Consider the following 18,109-nt stretch of genomic DNA (forward strand, 5'->3'; position numbering starts at 1 on the left):
GCAGGGCTGCCCTGCGGCATCACACACCAGACCTGCCCCGGCTCGGGCCGGCGCCTTCGGCGGCCTGCCCGGCTCCGGACGGTCCGCCGTCCCGTTCCACCGCGCGGCCGGTCGACACCGGCCGCCGAGCCCGGTGTCAGACGGACCACGGGGGCAGATCCAGGATGGTCACCACACTCGCCGTGCAGATCCACCCCGGCCCCTGGGACACCAGCAGGACGTTATCACCGGCGGTCACTTCGCCGGTGCGCACCAGGTGTTCCAGGGAGATGAAGACATCCGCCCCGCCCACGTGCCCGACCGACCGACCGTAGTCGAAGCTCGAGCGCGACATGGGGAGGCCGAGCGGCATCATGGTGGCGAATTCGACCATGCGGCCGTCCATGTTGATCGGTATGACCTTGGCGAGGTCGGAGGCGTTCAGATCCGCGTCGACCAGGGACCGGTGAATGATGTCGAGGTTGAACAGCGTGATCTTCTCAAGGGCCTCGGACAGCGGCATTTCGGTCTCGTTGAACTGCTCGGCGCGCTCCGGCATCGTGGGGACCGGCTCGTCGCGCTCCAGCATTCCGCCGTTGCCGCGGTGCCACTTCTCCAGTGCGTGCAGCACCCCCGCGTTGAGGGAGCGCACCTGGGCGAATCCCTCGTCGGCGCTGAGCAGGACCGCCATACCGCCGTCGGAGAAGAAGTAGGACTGGCCGAAGCCGTCGTTCCAGCGGTCGGCTCCCGGGGCGGTGAAATTCTCGGCCGAGGTCAGCAGGACGGCCTCGGCCTCCGCGGCGCCGGTCATCTGGCCGATGGCCACCTCCAGCGCCCCCAGCATGCCGTTGCAGCCCTGCTGGAGGTTTTGCGCGGGGACGTTCTCGAGGCCCAGCTCACGCATGATGTAGCCGGGCGGATAACAGCCCACGGGGCCCTGGTAATTGACGGAGCTGTGGATGTGCGAGCTGATCGTCTCGATGTCCAGCTTCGAACGCTCAAGGGCCGTCCGGGCGGCGGAGACTGCCATGTCCATCGCCGGAATGTCCCCGCCGACATGGGCGCCGGTCAGCCCGTTGCTCTGCGGAATCTCCGCGTCCAGGATGCCGTCGGCGACCGCCTGCTCCGCGCTCGCCCATTCCGGAAGGAATGCTCCCAGCGAGTCGATGTAGACGTCTTCCACCTTCATGAACATTCTCCTCTGTGCGTGCTGGCGGGCCCGATCAGCATTCGAGAAGCTCTCGTTTGAGGTACTGGGCCAGGGCGCCGGGGTCGGCGAAGTCGAATATCACCGCGGGCGGCAGGGTGAGCTTTGTCGCCGCGTTCAACTCGTTGCGGACGGTCAGCGCCGTCAGGGAGTCGAAGCCGAGATCCTTGAATTCCTGCCGCGTCCCGATCGCGTCGGCGGAGGTGTGCCCCAGTCCCGTGGCCACCAGTCGGCGCACGAGGTCGAGGAGGGTCGCGTCCCGTTCGGCGTCGGTCATCGCGGCGAGGCGGTGCTTGAGCTCGGAGGCTTCCGCGGGCGCGTTCCGCGCGGCCGGCCGGGACGGCTGGTGCACCAGGGCGCGCAGCGTCGACGGCAGGGTCCCGGACGCGGCCTGGCGGCGGAGTTCCGCGGTGTCCAGTCGCGCCGCGACCGGGTTGGCGTGGTCCAGCCCGCAGAGCGCGTCGAACAGTTCCAGGCCCTCGGCGAGCGGGAGCGGGTGCACCGGCAGCCGCGAGGTGCCGGTGGTCGTGAGGTCCCGGCCGGCCCACAGGCCCCAGGCGAGGGAGGCCGCCGGGAGGCCCTGCGCGCGGCGGTGGCGGGCGAGGGCGTCGAGGAAGACGTTGGCCGCGGCGTAGTTGCCCTGGCCGGCGCCGCCCAGGATCCCCGCGACGGAGGAGAACAGCACGAACGCGGAGAGGTCCAGGTGCTTGGTCGCGTCGTGGAGGGCGAGCGCGGCGTCGGCCTTGGGCCGCAGTACGGCGGCCAGCCGCTCCGGGGTCAGGGACAGCACGATGCCGTCGTCCGTCACCACCGCGGTGTGCACCACGGCCTTGAGGGGACGGTCGGCGGGCACCGCCGCCAGCAGCTCCCCGAGCGCCTCGCGGTCGGCCACGTCGCAGGCCGCGATGGTCACCCGGGCACCCAGTGCGGCCAGTTCGGCCTCGAGTCCGGCCGCGCCGGGGGCGTCGGGGCCCCGGCGGCTGGTGAGCAGGAGGTCGCGTACGCCGTGTTCGGTGACGAGATGGCGGGCGAGCGCGGCACCGAGCAGGCCGGTGCCGCCGGTGAGGAGAACGGTGCCGTGCGGGTCGGTGAGCAGCGGGGCACTACGGTCCGGAGCGGCCAGCCGGGTCAGCTGCGGGATGCGCAACGCGCGTTTGCGCAGGGCCAGTTGCGGCACCTCGGAGCCGGCGACCTTGAGCAGGGTGCGCCAGGCGGGCTTGCCGGCGTCGGTGTCGACGAGGGTGAAGCGTCCGGGGTTCTCGGTCTGTGCGGACCGGATCAGTCCCCAGACGGCCGCCGTCGCCAGGTCCGGTGCGGTGGTGTCGTCCCAGGCGGCCACGGCCCCCCGGGTGAGCAGGATCAGCTTCGAGGAGGCGAAGGCGGGGCTGGTCAGCCAGGTCTGGGCCCAGGCCAGCGCCTGCCGGGTGCCGCGGTGGACGGCGTCGGCCGGTTCGGCGGTGGTGGCCGGGTCCGCGGCGGGGGCGGCGGTCATCACCACGCGGTCCGGCACGGCGGCGCCGCCCTCGATCTCCTTGGCGAGGGTGTCCAGATCCGGGTAGGTCTCGGCGTACTGCCCGGCGCCCATGAGGCCGGACCGCGCGCGCAGCGGGTCCTGGCCGACGACGGCCCAGGCCGCCGGGGTGTCCGCGGCGACCGATGCGGCCGGTATCTCGGTCCACTCCACCTGGAACAGGCTGTCCTGCTGGGCCGCGGCGCCGCCCCGCACGGTGCGTGCGGACAGCGGCCGGGTGTCGAGGGACTCGACGCTCAGCACGGGCCGGCCGGTCGCATCGGCCGCGGCGATCGTCAGGCCCTCGGAGGCCGTGCGGGTGAGGCGTACCCGCAGCAGCGCGGCGCCGCCGGCGTGCAGGGTCACGCCCTGCCACCGGGCGGGCTGCCGTGCCTGCTCCCCGTCGTCGGCGAGTCCGCCCGCCCACACGGGGTGCAACGCGCAGTCCAGCAGGGCGGGATGGAGGCCGAACTCCGCGGCCTGCGCGGTGCGCTCCTCGGGCAGGGCGACCTCCGCGAAGATGTCGTCACCGCGCCGCCATACGGCCCGTACGCACCGGAAGGAGGGGCCGTGGTGGTATCCGGCATCGGCCAGGGCGGTGTACACCTCGTCCGTCGCCGCGGGGGTCGCCTCCGCCGGCGGCCACACCTCCAGGTCCCAGGTGGGCGTGGCCCCGTCCGCCGTCAGGGTGCCGGTGGCGTGGTGGGTCCACGGCCTGCCGGTGCCCTCGTCGTCGCGCCGCGAGTGGACCGTGAGGGGCCGCCGGCCGGTGTCGTCCGGAGCGCTGACGGTGACCCTGAGCTGGACGGCACCCTGCGCGGGCACCACCAGCGGTGCGTGCAGGGACAGCTCCGCCAGCCGGTCGCAGCCCACCTCGTCTCCGGCGCGCAGTGCCAGCTCGACGAAGGCCGAGCCGGGCACCACGGCGCTGCCCGCCACGCGGTGGTCGGCGAGCCACTCGTGGGTGCGGGCCGACAGCCGGCCGGTGAAGAGCAGCGCCCCGGATTCCGGCAGTTCCACGGCGGCGCCCAGCAGCGGGTGCTCGGCCTCCGCCAGCCCCAGGGCGGAGACATCGCCCGCGCCGTCGGCGGGCGTCAGCCAGAACCTCTCGCGCTGGAACGCGTAGGTCGGCAGGTCGGTGCGGGGAGCCGCGGCGGCGGGGAACGCCGGCCGCCAGTCCACCGTCGCGCCGTGCACCCACGCCTCGCCCAGCGACAGCAGGAAGCGGTCCCAGCCGCCGTCGTCGGCCCGCAGCGACGGCACGGCCACGGCGGCGGACGCGGCGGACTGGAACGTCTCCTGCAGGCCGACCGCCAGTACGGGGTGGGCGCTGGCCTCCACGAAGATCTCGTACCCGTCGGCCAGCAGGACGCGGGTCGCGGCTTCGAACTCCACGGTCTGGCGGAGATTGCGGTACCAGTAGGCCGCGGTCAGTTCCGGACCGTCGACCTGTCCGCCGGTCACCGACGAGTAGAACGCCACCTCGCACGGCCGCGGCGACACCGACGCCAGCAACTCCAGCAGCTCGTCCTCCAGTTGCTCGGTCGCCACCGAGTGTCCGGCGAAGTCGACCGGGACCCGGCGCACCCGTGCGCCTTCGCCCTCCAGCAGCCCTATCGCCTGCTCCAGGGCCTCGGCGTCTCCGGAGATCACGGTGGAGGAGGGGCCGTTCACCGCGGCGACGCCGATCTGGCCGTGCCAGCGTTCGAGGTGGGCCCGTACGTCGTCCGCGGGCAGGCCGACCGACGCCATTCCGCCGGAGCCCGCCACCCGGGCGATGGCCTGGCTGCGCAGCGCGACGATCCGCGCCGCGTCGTCCAGGGTCAGGGCGCCCGCCACGCAGGCCGCCGCGATCTCGCCCTGGGAGTGCCCGACCACCGCGTCCGGCCGCACGCCGAACGAGCGCCACAGCTCCGCCAGCGAGACCATGACGGCGAACAGCACCGGCTGCACCACGTCCGCCCGCTCCAGCCCCGGAGCGCCCTCGGCCCCCTCCAGCACGTCTGCCAGCGACCAGTCCACGAACGCCGACAGCGCCTGCTCGCACTCGGCCAGCCGGTCGCGGAAGACCTCCGAGGTGGCCGCCAACTCCCGTGCCATGCCCACCCATTGGGAGCCCTGGCCGGGGAAGACGAAGACGGTGCCGCCCGGGCGCGCGGTGCCCCGCACCACGCCGGCGCCGGCCTCACCCCGTGCGAGGGCCTCCAGTCCCGCCGGCAGTCCCGCGCCGGCGGCGACGACCACGGCGCGGTGGTCCAGGGCGCTGCGGTCGAGCAGTCCGAGGCCCACTCCTGCCGCGTCCACGGCCTCCGGTCCGGCCCCCGGTCCGGTGTCGGTCTCGGCTTCGGTCTCGGTTTCGGTGAACTCCCGGAGCCGGGCGGCCTGTCCGGCCAGTCCCTGCGGCCCGCGGCCGGAGATCACCCAGGGGAGCACACCGGGCGCCGTGACCGGCTCCGGTACCGTGCCGCTCGCCGCGGGGGCGTCCGGCGCCTGCTCCAGGATGAGATGCGCGTTGGTGCCGCTGGCCCCGAACGAGGAGACCGCGGCGCGCCGGGGCCGGTCGCTCGCCGGCCAGTCGACGGGCTCGGTGAGCAGCCGCACCGCTCCGGCGGACCAGTCCACGTGCGGGGAGGGTTCGTCGATGTGCAGGGTGCGCGGCAGTACGCCCTCGCCGAGGGCCTGCACCATCTTGATCACACCGGCCACGCCGGCCGCCGCCTGGGTGTGGCCGATGTTCGACTTCAGCGAGCCCAGCCACAGGGGCCGCTCCGGTGCCCGCCCCTGGCCGTAGGCCGCCAGCAGGGCCTGTGCCTCGATCGGGTCGCCCAGGGTGGTGCCCGTGCCGTGGCCCTCGACCGCGTCCACCTCGTCGGGGGCCAGGCCCGCCCGGTCCAACGCCTGGCGGATGACCCGCTGCTGGGCCGGTCCGCTGGGGGCCGTCAGGCCGTTGCTCGCGCCGTCCTGGTTCACCGCGCTGCCCCGCACCACCGCGAGCACCGGATGCCCCAGCCGGCGGGCGTCCGAGAGCCGCTCCAGCAGCACCAGTCCCGCCCCCTCGGAGAAGCCGGTGCCATTGGCCGCCGAGGAGTACGCCTTGCAGCGTCCGTCGGCGGACAGCGCGCCCTGGCGGCTGAATTCGACCAGGGCGGTCGGCGCGGTCATCACCGTCACCCCGCCGGCCAGAGCCAGGGAGCACTCGCCCTGCCGCAGCGACTGGGCGGCCAGATGGATCGCCACCAGCGAGGACGAGCAGGCGGTGTCGACCGTCAGGGCGGGTCCCTCCAGTCCGAAGCTGTAGGCGATCCGGCCCGAGGCGATGCTGATGGCGCTGCCGTTGGCGAGGTGCCCCTCCAGGCTCTGCGCCGACCGGTCGTGCGGGCCGGGGCCGTAGCCGCCGTGCATCACACCGGCGAACACCCCGGTGCGGCTGCCCCGGAGCGACGTGGCGTCGATGCCCGCGCGTTCGAAGGTCTCCCATGCCGTCTCCAGCAGCAGTCGCTGCTGCGGATCCATCGCCAGCGCCTCGCGCGGGGAGATGCCGAAGAAGGCGGCGTCGAAGCGGTCCGCGTCGGACAGGAACGCGCCTTCGTGGGCATCGGACCGGCCGGCGGCGGCCGGGTCCCGGCCGAGGAGCCGCTCCAGGTCCCAGCCGCGGTCCGCGGGCAGCGGGCCGACGGCGTCGGTCCCCTCGGCGACCAGCCGCCACAGGGCCTCCGGGGTGTCGCTGCCGCCCGGGTAGCGGCAGCCCATCGCGACGATCGCGACGGGTTCGTCCGGATCCGCGCGGGGCGGGGCCGGGGCGGCGTCCTCCTGCGGGGCGTCCAGCAGCTCGGTGTGCAGGTGTCCGGCGAGCGCGGCGGGGGTGGGGTAGTCGAAGGCGATCGCGGCCGACAGCCGCTTGCCGGTGAGGGCCCGCAGCCGGTCGCGCAGCTGGACCGCGGCCAGCGAGGTGAAGCCCAGCTCCTTGAACGCCTTGTCCGGCGCGACGTCGTCCGCCGCGCCCAGGCCGAGGACGTCGGCGACGGCCGAGCGCACCATCGTCAGCAGCGCGCGGTTGCCCTGGGAGCCGTTCAGCCGGCGCGTCAGCAGCTCGGCGGCCCGGTCGGCGGAGCTGTGCGCCGGTGAGAGCGCCTCGGTGCGCAGTTGCGCCAAGGGGTTGACCGCCAGCAGCCGGGCCGGCAGCTTCGCCAGTTCCTGCCGGGCGATCTTCCCCGCCGGGGTGCGCGGGACGGCGGCGATCTCGTGCAGCGCGTCGGGCACCTTGTAGGCGGACAGCTGCTCCTGGCAGGTGGCGAGGACGAGGTCGGGGTCGATGCCGTCGGGGCCCGGTACGAGGTAGGCGACGGGGACCTCGCCGAGCACCTCGTGCGGGGTGCCGGCGACCGCGGCCTCCGCCACCCCGGGGATCTGCTGGAGGACCTCTTCGACCTCGCGGGGGTGGATGTTCTCGCCGCCGCGGATGATGAGTTCCTTGAGCCGGCCGGTGAGGGTCAGATAGCCGGCGTCGTCGAGGCGGCCGAGGTCGCCGGTGCGGTACCAGCCCTCGGACAGCACGGCGGCCGTGGCCTCGGGCTGCTGGTGGTATCCGACCATCAGGGCGGGGCTGTTGACCCAGACCTCGCCCTCCTCGCCGGTGGCGACCTCGTCCCCGGTGCGCGGGTCGGTCAGCCGCAGCCGGAGGCCGGGCAGGGGCAGCCCGCAGGAGCCCTCCACCTGCGGGCCGTCGGGGAGGTTCGTGGTGATCGCGCCGCCGGTCTCGGTGCTGCCGTAGCTGGCCAGCAGGGAGATCGTGAAGGTCTCCTGGAAGGCATGGTGCAGCCGGACCGGGCAGGCGGAGCCGGCCACCAGGCACAGCCGCAGGTCCGGCGCGGCGAAGTCGCCGGCGCGGGCCGCCTCGACCATGTGGTGGAAGAGCGTCGGTACGCCGACGAGGAAGGTGCTGCGCTCGGCCCGCAGGGCGTCCAGGACCTCGTCGGCCGCCAGCCCCTGCATGAGGTGCGCCGTGGCGCCGACGGCCACGACTCCCAGCAGGCACACATTGTGCGACACGAGGTGGAACATCGGCAGCGGCCAGAGCACCCGGTCTTCGGCGGACAGGCCCAGCACCGGTGCGGTGCACGACGCCGTGGCCCACAGGGACCGGCGCTGGGTCGACAGCACGCCCTTGGGCCGGCCGGTGGTTCCGGAGGTGTAGAGCATCCAGGCCGGCTCGTCCAGGCCGAGGTCGTCGCGCGCCGGGGTGGCCGGTTCGGTGGCGGCGAGGGTCTCGTAGTGCGCGGTGCCCTCGGGGGCCGCGCCGTCGCCGGTGACCACGACGCGCAGGCCGGGGCGTCGCGGCAGCATCCGCAGCACCTGGTCGACCTGGGCCGGACCGGTGATGATCACCTGCGCGTCGCTGTCGTCGAGCAGATGCGCCAGCTCGGCGTCGGAGGACTGGGGGTTGAGCGGCACCCCCACGGCGCTCGCCCGGGAGGCCGCCAGGCAGCTCTCCGCCATCTCCACGCAATTGCCCAGGTAGACGGCCGCCCGGCCGCCGCGGTCCAGGCCCAGATCGGCCAGCTGGCCGGCCAGGTGCGCGGTACGGCGGTCGAGCGCCGCGTAGGTCACGCTGCGCCGCGCGTCGGAGAAGGCAGTCCTGCCGGCGAACCGGACGGCGTGCTCGGTGAGCAACTCGTGCACCGGGCGGATCAGTTCGGTGCGCATCTTGGCACTCACGTCTTTCGCGCTCCCACCACTTCGGAAACAGGTCCTTGCCCCGGGCAGGCGCGGGCCGTCCGGGCGGCCCGGGCACATGGCTCCGGGCTCGCCGGGATCATCCCGTCCGCTCTGCCGAGACCGCCCTCGCGAAAGGTCTCACCGGAACGTCATGCACCTTCGGGAGGGAGAACACATCCCGTCGCTCCGACCGTGGAGAAGCGCCGTCCCCCTGTCCGGCCCCAGTATGGTCAGCGGCGATGTGGGACATTCCCTAGTGTCCGCCCCGCCTGCGGCGCCGGTGGTGCCGCGCCGCACAGCCTCTATGGCACTCCCTAGACTTCGCGGGCCCCACTGGCACCGTCCGGGCCCGGCGTGCTGAGCTGATGACCCCGATCAGCCGACCGGTGACGGGACCCGGTGTACCGCGTGGGGTACACGCCGTCGGCCTGTCGTGCCCCGCATCGCGACCCGCGGATCGCACCCCGCGGCAACGCGACGAACATCCCGCAGGAACTCACAGGAGGCGGCAGCCGATGGGGTACAGCAAGAGCGACATTCTGGATCAGGTACGCAAGTACCACCAGGACAATGTCGCGTCCGGGTTCGTGCCCGGGGTGACGCCGGTGGCGGCGTCGGGCGCCGTCCTGGACGAGGAGGACCGGGTCGCCCTCGTCGAGGCGGCCCTGGATCTGCGGATCGCGGCCGGTACCAGTTCCCGCCGGTTCGAGCGGGCGCTGGCCCGGTACTTCGGGCTGCGCAAGGCGCACCTGACGAACTCGGGTTCCTCCGCCAACCTGCTGGCGCTCAGTGCGCTGACCTCACACCAGCTGGAGGACCTGCGGCTGCTGCCCGGCGACGAGGTCGTGACCGTGGCGGCGGGCTTTCCCACCACGGTCAATCCGATCCTGCAGAACGGCCTGGTGCCGGTCTTCATCGATGTCGAGCTCGGCACCTACAACGCCTCCCCGGAGCGGATCGCGGAGGCCATCGGTCCGCGCACCCGCGCCATCATGATCGCCCATGCGCTCGGCAACCCCTTCGCCGTCGAGGAGGTCGCCAAGATCGCCAGTGACCGCGGGCTGTTCCTCATCGAGGACAACTGCGACGCCCTCGGCAGCACCCACCGGGGCCGGCTGACCGGAACGTTCGGGGATCTGGCCACGGAGAGCTTCTATCCCGCCCACCACATCACCATGGGCGAGGGCGGCTGTGTGCTGACCGACAACATGGTGCTCGCCCGCATCGTGGAGTCGCTGCGGGACTGGGGGCGGGACTGCTGGTGTGAGCCCGGCGAGGACAACCGCTGCTTCAAGCGCTTCGACCAGCAGATGGGCACCCTGCCGAAGGGCTACGACCACAAGTACATTTTCTCGCACATCGGCTACAACCTGAAGTCGACGGATCTGCAGGCCTCGCTCGGGCTCAACCAGTTCGGGAAGATCGAGGAGTTCGGTGCCGCCCGGCGGCACAACTGGGCGCGGCTGCGCGCGGGGCTGGACGGGCTGCCGCATCTGCTGCTGCCGGAGCCCACGCCGGACAGCGATCCGAGCTGGTTCGGTTTCGTGCTCACGGTGCTGGACGACGCGCCGTTCTCGACGGCGGAGCTCATCGACCACCTGGAGTCGCGGCGGGTGGCCACCCGCCGCTTCTTCGCCGGCAATCTCACCCGCCACCCGGCCTATCTGAACAGCCAGTTCCGGGTGAGCGGGCCGCTGACCAACAGCGACATCATGGCCGAGCGGACCTTCTGGATCGGGGTCTTCCCCGGGCTGAGCGACGAGATGATCGACCACAGCATCCGCAGCATCACCGAGTTCGTCACCCGCCGTACCTGACGGGCCCGACAGGCGACAGGCGCCCGGCACGCGCGGATGCGTGCCGGGCGCCTGGTGTCCGGGCGCGGGGCGGGGCGGCCCGGACGTTCAGACCCCGGAGACGGACGGGGTCCGGTCGTCGGCCCACTGCTCCAGCAGGTCGGCGGCCCGGATCGCGCCCCCGGCCCCGCGGACGTGCGCGCGCATCCGCGCCATCCGCTCCGGTGTCCCGGGGTCGGTCACGAGGTCGTGGACGGCCGCGGCCAGGGTCTGCGCGGTCAGCTGGTCGCGGTCGATCCACCGGCCCAGCTTCAGATCGTCCAACCGCCGTGCGGTCAGGGCGAGTTCAAAGGTCTGCGGCACGGCGATCAGCGGTGTGCCGAAGTACAGCGCCTCCATGACGCTGCCCATGCCCGCGTGGCAGACCAGCAGATCGGCGTGCGGCAGGACCACGGGGTGCGGCAGCCACTCGTGGAGCTCCACGTGGGGCGGTACGGGGCCGAGGGCGGCGAGGTCGCTGCCGCGGCCGAGGGTCATCACCACGTGCCAGTCGTCGCCGTCGAAGGCCTCCAGGCAGGTGCGGAAGAAGTCACGCTGCCGGTTGGACTCGGTGCCGAGCGAGATCAGTGCCAGCCGCCGGCCGTCGCCGGGCGGTGACCACGGCACGGCGGCGGGGTCCTCGGCGACCGAGGGGCCGACGAAGGCGAAGCGGTCGTCGAAGCTCGCGCCCTCGATCTGGAACTCCCGCGGCTGGAAGACCAGGTTCCGGTCGTCCCATTCCGCCAGGAAGCGGCCCAGCTCGTCCGGGGCGAGGCCGTGGTCGCGGGTGAAGCGCGTCAGTGCGTCGCCGCCCTCGCGCATCGAGGGGTCCTCGGGGTCGAACATCTGGGCCCGCATGGAGAACGTCTCGTTCGACGCGTGGCTGGGGCTCAGCTGCACGGTGGTGGTGCAGCCCAGGATGCGCGCGGCCATCCGGGCGGCCGCGAACGACTCGAAGTCGTAGAGCACCGCGTCCGGAACGTCGGAGGCGAGGGCGGCCACGGCGAGCGGGCAGACCGTGTCCATCGTCTCGACCAGCAGCTCGTAGCCCTCGGCGGCCAGGCGTGCGGCGCTCGGGTCGGGCACCTTGCCGAACGCGCCGCGCCGGGAGGTGTAGCCCACGGCCCGGGCGCCGGCCCGCTCGACCAGTTCGGTGTAGCGGTGGTCGACGACATAGGTCACCCGGTGGCCGCGGGCGACGAGTTCACGGGTCAGGCCGAGCGTCGGGTTGACGTGCCCGAAGTCGGCGAAGACGAAGACGGCCACATGCCGCGGGGAAACCGCTCGGGACCCTGACACTTCCACACCTCTGCTCACTGCCGTACGGGGCGGACCAGGGGCGTTCGACGGCAGCCGACTCCCCCTGCTGCCACCGTAGGGACGGCGGCCTAGGGTTTCTGCTAATGCTGCGCCGGCGACCAATGCTGTGCCGGCGACCGGTCCGTGACAGGGACGGGCTGCGCGCCGACCGCCCGCCACAGTTCCCGGGCCGAGCTGTCGAGGCCGTGGCGTGCCGACCAGCCGAGCACCCGTCGGGCGGTGCCGGTCGCCACCTGCATCCAGTCCAGACCGGTGTCGGTCCGCACGCCGGATCCGGCCCCTTCGACGATCCGGGCGGGCTTCCCGCTGGCGGTGATGAGCCGCTCCACCATCGTGCGCACCGGCACCGCCTCGCCGCGCCCGATGTTGATGACCTGCCCGCCGACCGGCAGTGCCGCCGCGGCCAGTACCGCGTCCGCGGTGTCCCGGACGTCCACGAAGTCGCGGCTCGCCCGCAGTGGGCTGACCCGCACCACGGCCTCCTGTCCGGCGTCCGCGGCGTGCAGTTGCGCGGCGACCTGCCCCAGCAGGCTGCTCGGCGAGGTGCCGGCCCCGATGACGTTCGACAGCCGCAGGACGACGGCGTCCGCCCGCCCCTCTCCCGACGCCGCCAGGACCGCCTCGGTGCCGCGCAGTTTCGACTGTCCGTACGGGGTGGTCGGCCGGGTCGGTGCCTGCTCGTCCAGGGCGGTGCCGGGTGTGGGCGGGGCGTACTCGAACACCGACCCGAGGTGGACCAGGCGGGGGCGCCAGGAGGCCGCGGCGAGCGCCGCCAGCACCGTCTCGACCAGGGTGTGGTTGGCCTGCCGCATGGTCTCCTGCGCGCGGGACCACACGGCGCCGGCGGCGTTGACCACGGCGTCCGGCCGCTCGGTGTCGAGGAGGCGGCTGAGCGCGTACGGCCCGTCGCCGATCAGGTCGAGCGGCACGCAGTGCGCGGGGTCGGCGGTGAAGGGGCGGCGGGCCACCAGCAGGGGTTCGCCGCCGGCCGCCCGGACCGCGGCGGACACCTGCCGGCCGATGAATCCGCTCGCGCCCAGCACGACCACCCGGCGGACGGCGCGATCCGGATCACGGCCCGTTTCCGGCGTCTCGCACCGGGCCATCAGCACGTCCCGGCGAGCCGCGTCGCACGTTCGCGCAGCGGCTCCCACCAGTCGCGGTGGTCGCGGTACCAGGCGACCGTCTCGGCCAGGCCGTCGGCGAAATCCTTGGCCGGCTTGTAGCCCAGCTCGGTCTGGATCTTGCGCCAGTCCACCGAGTAGCGCCGGTCGTGTCCCTTGCGGTCGTCGACGTACTCGATCATGTCGGGCGAGGCCCCGCAGGTCTCCAGCAGCAGATCGGTCAGCTCCCGGTTGCTCAGCTCGGTGCCACCGCCGATGTTGTAGACCTCGCCGGGGCGGCCGCCGGTGCGGACCAGCTCGATGCCCTGGACGTGGTCGTCGATGTGCAGCCAGTCGCGGACGTGCAGGCCGTCGCCGTACAGCGGGACCTTCTTGCCGTCCAGGAGGTTGGTGACGAACAGCGGGATGACCTTCTCCGGGAACTGGCGGTGCCCGTAGTTGTTGGAGCAGCGGGTGACCCGGACGTCGAGGCCGTGGGTGCGGTGGTAGGCCAGGGCGATCAGATCGCTGGAGGCCTTGGAGGCCGCGTACGGCGAGTTGGGACTGACCGGCTGGGTCTCCGAGCAGGCGCCGGTGGCGATCGAGCCGTAGACCTCGTCGGTGGAGACATGGACGAAGGTCCCGATCCCGTGCCGCAGGGCGGCGTCGAGCAGGACCTGGGTGCCCAGGACGTTGGTGCGGACGAACTCCGCGGAGCTGCGTATGGAGCGGTCGACATGGGACTCGGCCGCGAAGTGGACGACCTGGTCGTGGGTGGCGATCAGCTCGCCGACCAGTGCCTCGTCGCAGATGTCGCCGGCGACGAAGCGGAAGCTGTCGAGGTGGCGGACCTCGTCGAGGTTGGCCGGGCTCGCCGCGTAGGTGAGGCTGTCGAGCACGGTGATCTGGACGTCGCCAGGCCCGAAGGGTCCCAGGAGCGTACGGACGAAGTGCGAACCGATGAAGCCGGCGCCGCCGGTCACCAGGAGTCTCGTGGGGCTCATCGAGGTTGTGGCGCGGGGCCTGGGAGCCAGGCCGGTGGTGCGCCTACCCCCTTCCGTTGTTCGGTGCGGGTGGGATGGGTCGGCCCGCCGCGCGGGCGGCGTCAGGACTGGATGTGGACCCTCGCGTGGTCGCCGAGGACCAGCCGGTGGGCCACCGGGCCCTGCGGGGCGAGCGCCACCTGGGCGTTGCGGCCGACCAGCGAGGCCTCGACCCGGCGCACGCTCTCGAACGACGAGCCGCGCAGCACGATCGAGGAGGCGAGTTCGCTGTCGTGGATGCGGCAGTCCTCCGCGATGGAGGTGGACGGGCCGATGTAGGAGTCGGTGACGACGGTGCCGGCGCCGATCACGGCGGGCCCGACGATGCGCGAGGCGCGGATCGTGGCGCCGGGGCCGATGCGGACTCGGCCGAGGACCTCGCTCGCGCTGTCCACGTCGCCCTCGATGCAGCGGTCCTGGCTCTCCAGCAGCATGCGGTTGACCTCCAGCATGTCGACGACGCTGCCGGTGTCGCGCCAGTAGCCGGACAGTTCGCCGGAGCGGATGTCCTGGCCCGCCTCGACCATCCACTGCACGGCGTCGGTGATCTCCAGTTCGCCGCGCGCGGACGGCCGGATGGCCCGTACTGCCTCGTGCACCGCGGGGGTGAACAGGTAGACGCCGACCAGCGCCAGGTCGCTCTTGGGGTGCTGCGGCTTCTCCTCCAGTCCCGTGACCCGGCCGCTGGCGTCCAGTTCGGCGACGCCGAAGGCGGTGGGGTCGGGGACCCGGCTGAGCACCAGCTGGGCGTCGGGGCGCTCCTTGCGGAAGCCCTCGACGAGGTCGGTGATGCCGCCGGAGATGAAGTTGTCGCCCAGGTACATCAGGAAGTCGTCGTCGCCCAGGAAGTCGCGGGCGATGACGACGGCATGGGCGAGGCCGAGCGGGGCGCTCTGCGGAATGTAGGTCACCTGGAGGCCGAACTGCGAGCCGTCGCCGACCGCCTCGCGGATCTCCGGACCGGTGTCGCCGACGATCATGCCGACGTCGACGATGCCGGTCTCGGCGATGGCCTCCAGCACGTAGAAGAGGATCGGCTTGTTGGCGACCGGCACGAGTTGTTTGGCGGAGGTGTGGGTTATGGGCCGCAGGCGCGTACCGGCGCCTCCCGAGAGCACAAGAGCCTTCACGGTTTCCATCCAGGGGCGAGTGGTGTCAGGGGAAGGGCCTGTCGGTCGCCGGCCGACGCGGCCCGGTCAGCGCTCCGCGACCAGTTGCTCCAGTGTGGCGACCATGTCGCGCGGGCTGGGCATCGCCGCGGATTCGTCGCGCAGTCGCTGCGCGGCGGAGGCGAAGCCCGGGTCGTCGAGGATCTGCCGGGTGTGGCGGAGCACCAGGTCGGTGGTGACCTCGCTGTGGTGGGCGTAGATCCCCGCGCCGGCGCGCTCCAGGGACCTGCCCCGCCACTCCTGGTCGGCCACATTGGTGGAGAGGGCGAGTTGCGGTACGGCGTTGATCAGGGCGGTGGCGTAGGTTCCCCAGCCGCCGTGGTGGATGACGGCCGAGCAACTGGGCAGCAGGGTGTGCAGCGCCACGCCGTCGACGGCGCGCACATTGGCGGGGAGGTCAGCGGTGTCGGCGAGCGCCGCCCGCTGCTGCGGAAGGAGCGCGGCGACGACCTCGATGTCGAGCCCGGCCAGCGCTCCGAGGATGTCGGGGACGGAGACGTAGTCCCCGCCGTAGGCCTCGGTGTTGCTCGTGCCGAGGGTCAGGCAGACCCGCGGACGCTTGGGTGCCTCGCGCAGCCACTGCCACCACACCGCGTCGCCGTTGTAGGGCACGTAGCGCATGGACAGGGACGCCAGCGTGGTGGGCGGCCGCAGGCTCGGCGGCAGGGTGTCCAGGGTGTACTGCCCGTTGATCAGCTCTTCGTCGCAGCTGACGCCGAAGGGGGCGCCCCGCTCGTCGAGCCAGTCGGCGAGCGGGTCCACCCGCTCCTCGGGCGGTGCCTGGCGCATCAGGTCGAGGTAGGTCTGCCGTGCCCTACCGTAGACGTCGGCGCACCACAGCAGCCGGACGTGGACGGCGTCGCAGGCACGGGCGGCGAGGGCTCCGGCGTAGCAGAGCGGGTCACGGATGACCAGGTGCGGCCGCCAGCTCTTCGCCAGGGCGGTCATCTCCTCGATGACCGGCTCGTTGTAGAGGGCGAACCCGTAGGGGACGCTGATCTCGTAGCGGCCGCGGAGGGCGGGCCAGTCCACCTCCTCCGGTCCCAGCCGGCTCCAGTTGGCGACGTCCTGGTCCTGGGACTCGGGGGCGAGTTTCATGGCCTGGTGGAGTTCGTGGTCACGGCCGACGGGGGCGGCGACCAGGCCGGTGCCGGTGACGATGTCGGTCAGTGCCGGGGCGTTCGCCATGCGTACGTCGTGTCCTGCCGCGGTGAGCGCCCAAGCCAGCGGCACCATGGAATACAGGTGCGACTTCTCGGACAGTCCGGCGAACAGCACGCGCATGGGCGTCCCCTCTCGGTCGCGCACGTTTTGGGTGGCCTCGATATGACCGCCAGGCCCGCATTCACGGCCAGAGCGTGGATGGTGTCGATGCTTATCCTGTGGTCTGCGGAGGTGCCCTGCGGTACCGCGCCGCCAGGGTCTGGGGATTCCTCCAGACAATGGCCACCGGGCCCGCTGCCGCCTCCCGATGCCCGAGATGGGCCCGGTCCGGGCCCTGCCGACACCCGTCGGGCACCGGCCCTTTCACTGCCCCGGCCCGGGCTTCGGAAATCCCTAGAATTCCGCCGCGTTCCTGTCCGCTGCCGCGTCGCCGTGCTGAGCTTCGTTCTTATCTGTGACGAGTGGTTTCGGCGGCGGGACGTGTGCTGCGGTATGCGACCGGGCCGCCGCGAAAGGGGAATCAGCGGTGCCGCAGAACATGTCGAATGTCCTCCCGAACGTGCCGCATCCGCCGTCGGTACCCGGCCCGGAGGTCGGGCAGCCGCCGACGGTGGAGCCGGACGGCGGAGCGACGCTGCTGGCCTGGATGCGCCGGATGCGGGACGAGAGACCGGTCTGGCGGGACGAGGCGGGGAACGCGCATGTCTTCAGACATGAGGACGTGGTGCGCATCATGTCGGATCCGGCGCTGTACTCCTCCGACACGGTGGGGCGCCTAGGCGGCGGTGAGACACCCAGCGGCGTCCTGCTGCTGCTCGACCCTCCGCAGCACGGCAAGCTGCGCCGCCTGGTCAGCCGCGCGTTCACCAACCGGCTGATCTCCGAACTGGCCCCGCAGATCACCACCCTCACCCGGGAGCTGCTCGACGCGGTCGACGGTGACCGCTTCGATCTGGTGGAGGCGGTGGCCAATCCGCTGCCGGTGATGGTGATCGCCACGATGCTGGGCGTACCGGTCGCCGACCACGACAAGTTCCAGGCGTGGGGGGAGCAGCTGCTGGCCACGGACGCGTCGGATCCGGAGAGCGTGCGGCGCATGGAGCTGACCGGCAAGGAGATCTCGGCGTATTTGCAGGAGTTCGTGGACGCCCGGCGGCGCACCCCGCACGACGATCTGATCGGCACCCTGGTGCAGGCGGAGGTCGACGGGCAGCGGCTGAGCGACGACGAGATCGTCAGCTTCGCCACCCTGCTGCTGCTGGCGGGCCACATCACGACCTCGGTACTGCTCGGCAACACCCTGCTGAGTCTGGACAGCGCGCCGGAGCGCTGGGAGGCGCTGCGCGCGGACCGGTCCGGGATACCCGCGGTGATCGAGGAGACTCTGCGTTGCCGGCCGCCGTTCACCCGCGTCGAGCGGGTGCCGACCCGCCGGGTGGAGATCGCCGGAGAGGTCATCGAGCCGAACACCATGATTCATCTGTGGCTGCTGTCCGCCAACCACGACGAGCGGGTCTTCGACGACCCCGCGGCGTTCGTGCCGGAGCGGCCCAACTCCCGGCAGACGGCGTTCGGTCACGGCATCCACTACTGCATCGGGGCGCCGCTGGCCCGGCTGGAGAGCCGGATCGTGCTGGAGCTGATGCTGGACCGCTTCCGCACGGTGCGGGTGGACGCCGGCGCCCCGCTCTCGTTCCACGGCAGCAACGTCTTCGGCGCCGAGCGACTGCCGCTGGTGGTCCGGCGCGCCTGACGCCCCGTGCCGACGGACCTCGCCGCGCCGGTCAGGAGGCGGCGGGGTCCACCGTGATGGCCCGGGACGGGCACAGCTGCTCCGCCTCTTCCACGTCGTCCGCGCACCGCTCGGGCGGCTCGGTGAGCAGCAGTACGACACGGCCGTCGTCCTCGTGCTGCTCGAAGACCTCGCCGGCGGTCATCGCACACATCCCGGCGCCGACACACCGGTCCCGGTCAACCGTGATCTTCATGGTGTTGTCCTCCCTCTCGTCGTGGCCCTGCGGCCGCGTCGTGCGGGCCGGTGGGCCCGTGGGCCTGCCGACCATG

The 18,109-nt window shown here is 72.6% G+C and carries 10 protein-coding genes; 2 read left to right on the forward strand and 8 right to left on the reverse strand.

All coding sequences use genetic code 11. The annotated features are described in order from the left end of the window. Positions 1 to 136: 136 nt before the first annotated feature. Together IEY78_RS25110 and IEY78_RS25115 are read right to left on the reverse strand one after the other, a co-directional pair. Positions 137 to 1,168, reverse strand: coding sequence for a ketoacyl-ACP synthase III family protein (locus tag IEY78_RS25110; RefSeq protein ID WP_229700158.1), 1,032 nt, complete (start codon positions 1,166 to 1,168; stop codon positions 137 to 139). A 34-nt stretch (positions 1,169 to 1,202) separates the two neighbouring features. Next, on the reverse strand, positions 1,203 to 8,399 hold the full coding sequence (locus tag IEY78_RS25115) for a type I polyketide synthase (RefSeq protein ID WP_189101951.1): 7,197 nt from the start codon (positions 8,397 to 8,399) through the stop codon (positions 1,203 to 1,205). 527 nt (positions 8,400 to 8,926) lie between these two features. On the opposite strand from IEY78_RS25115, the gene rfbH reads away from it, so the two are divergent. Next, positions 8,927 to 10,228, forward strand: a complete 1,302-nt coding sequence (gene rfbH / locus IEY78_RS25120; protein ID WP_189101930.1) for a lipopolysaccharide biosynthesis protein RfbH — start codon at positions 8,927 to 8,929, stop codon at positions 10,226 to 10,228. Between the two features lie 87 nt (positions 10,229 to 10,315). On the opposite strand, the gene IEY78_RS25125 is transcribed toward rfbH, so the two are convergent. The 5 genes from IEY78_RS25125 to IEY78_RS25145 form a co-directional block, all read right to left on the reverse strand. Further along, positions 10,316 to 11,545: a macrolide family glycosyltransferase gene (locus tag IEY78_RS25125; RefSeq protein ID WP_229700160.1), complete on the reverse strand. Its 1,230-nt coding sequence runs from the start codon at positions 11,543 to 11,545 to the stop codon at positions 10,316 to 10,318. 101 nt (positions 11,546 to 11,646) lie between these two features. Beyond that, a complete protein-coding gene (locus IEY78_RS25130; RefSeq protein ID WP_229700161.1) occupies positions 11,647 to 12,672 on the reverse strand; it encodes an NAD-dependent epimerase/dehydratase family protein in 1,026 nt (341 codons plus the stop codon). Next, the gene (gene rfbB, locus IEY78_RS25135; RefSeq protein WP_189101932.1) at positions 12,672 to 13,673 is read right to left on the reverse strand and encodes a dTDP-glucose 4,6-dehydratase; all 1,002 of its coding nucleotides are present in this window, start codon (positions 13,671 to 13,673) and stop codon (positions 12,672 to 12,674) included. Before rfbB ends, IEY78_RS25130 begins: the two co-directional genes overlap by 1 nt. Positions 13,674 to 13,774: 101 nt before the next feature. After that, on the reverse strand, positions 13,775 to 14,842 hold the full coding sequence (locus tag IEY78_RS25140) for a glucose-1-phosphate thymidylyltransferase (RefSeq protein ID WP_189101934.1): 1,068 nt from the start codon (positions 14,840 to 14,842) through the stop codon (positions 13,775 to 13,777). A gap of 66 nt (positions 14,843 to 14,908) precedes the next feature. Further along, positions 14,909 to 16,165, reverse strand: a complete 1,257-nt coding sequence (locus tag IEY78_RS25145; RefSeq protein WP_189101936.1) for an activator-dependent family glycosyltransferase — start codon at positions 16,163 to 16,165, stop codon at positions 14,909 to 14,911. Positions 16,166 to 16,583: 418 nt separating this feature from the next. On the opposite strand from IEY78_RS25145, the gene IEY78_RS25150 reads away from it, so the two are divergent. Further along, positions 16,584 to 17,798, forward strand: a complete 1,215-nt coding sequence (locus IEY78_RS25150) for a cytochrome P450 (RefSeq protein WP_229700162.1) — start codon at positions 16,584 to 16,586, stop codon at positions 17,796 to 17,798. Positions 17,799 to 17,829: 31 nt separating this feature from the next. Here IEY78_RS25150 and IEY78_RS25155 read toward each other — a convergent pair whose 3' ends face one another. Continuing rightward, positions 17,830 to 18,033 carry a ferredoxin gene (locus IEY78_RS25155; protein ID WP_189101938.1) on the reverse strand — a complete coding sequence of 68 codons (204 nt, stop codon included), beginning with the start codon at positions 18,031 to 18,033 and terminating at the stop codon, positions 17,830 to 17,832. Between the last annotated feature and the right edge of the window lie 76 nt (positions 18,034 to 18,109).

The sequence above is a fragment of the Streptomyces kronopolitis genome (assembly GCF_014646275.1).
Lineage (GTDB): Bacteria > Actinomycetota > Actinomycetes > Streptomycetales > Streptomycetaceae > Streptomyces > Streptomyces kronopolitis.

Coding starts and splice junctions, on each gene's coding strand:
- rfbB (WP_189101932.1), bottom strand. CDS start 13,673: ATGAGCCCCACGAGACTCCTGGTGACCGGCGGCGCCGGCTTCATCGGT.
- IEY78_RS25115 (WP_189101951.1), bottom strand. CDS start 8,399: ATGCGCACCGAACTGATCCGCCCGGTGCACGAGTTGCTCACCGAGCAC.
- IEY78_RS25130 (WP_229700161.1), bottom strand. CDS start 12,672: ATGGCCCGGTGCGAGACGCCGGAAACGGGCCGTGATCCGGATCGCGCC.
- IEY78_RS25150 (WP_229700162.1), top strand. CDS start 16,584: ATGTCGAATGTCCTCCCGAACGTGCCGCATCCGCCGTCGGTACCCGGC.
- IEY78_RS25155 (WP_189101938.1), bottom strand. CDS start 18,033: ATGAAGATCACGGTTGACCGGGACCGGTGTGTCGGCGCCGGGATGTGT.
- IEY78_RS25145 (WP_189101936.1), bottom strand. CDS start 16,165: ATGCGCGTGCTGTTCGCCGGACTGTCCGAGAAGTCGCACCTGTATTCC.
- IEY78_RS25110 (WP_229700158.1), bottom strand. CDS start 1,168: ATGAAGGTGGAAGACGTCTACATCGACTCGCTGGGAGCATTCCTTCCG.
- rfbH (WP_189101930.1), top strand. CDS start 8,927: ATGGGGTACAGCAAGAGCGACATTCTGGATCAGGTACGCAAGTACCAC.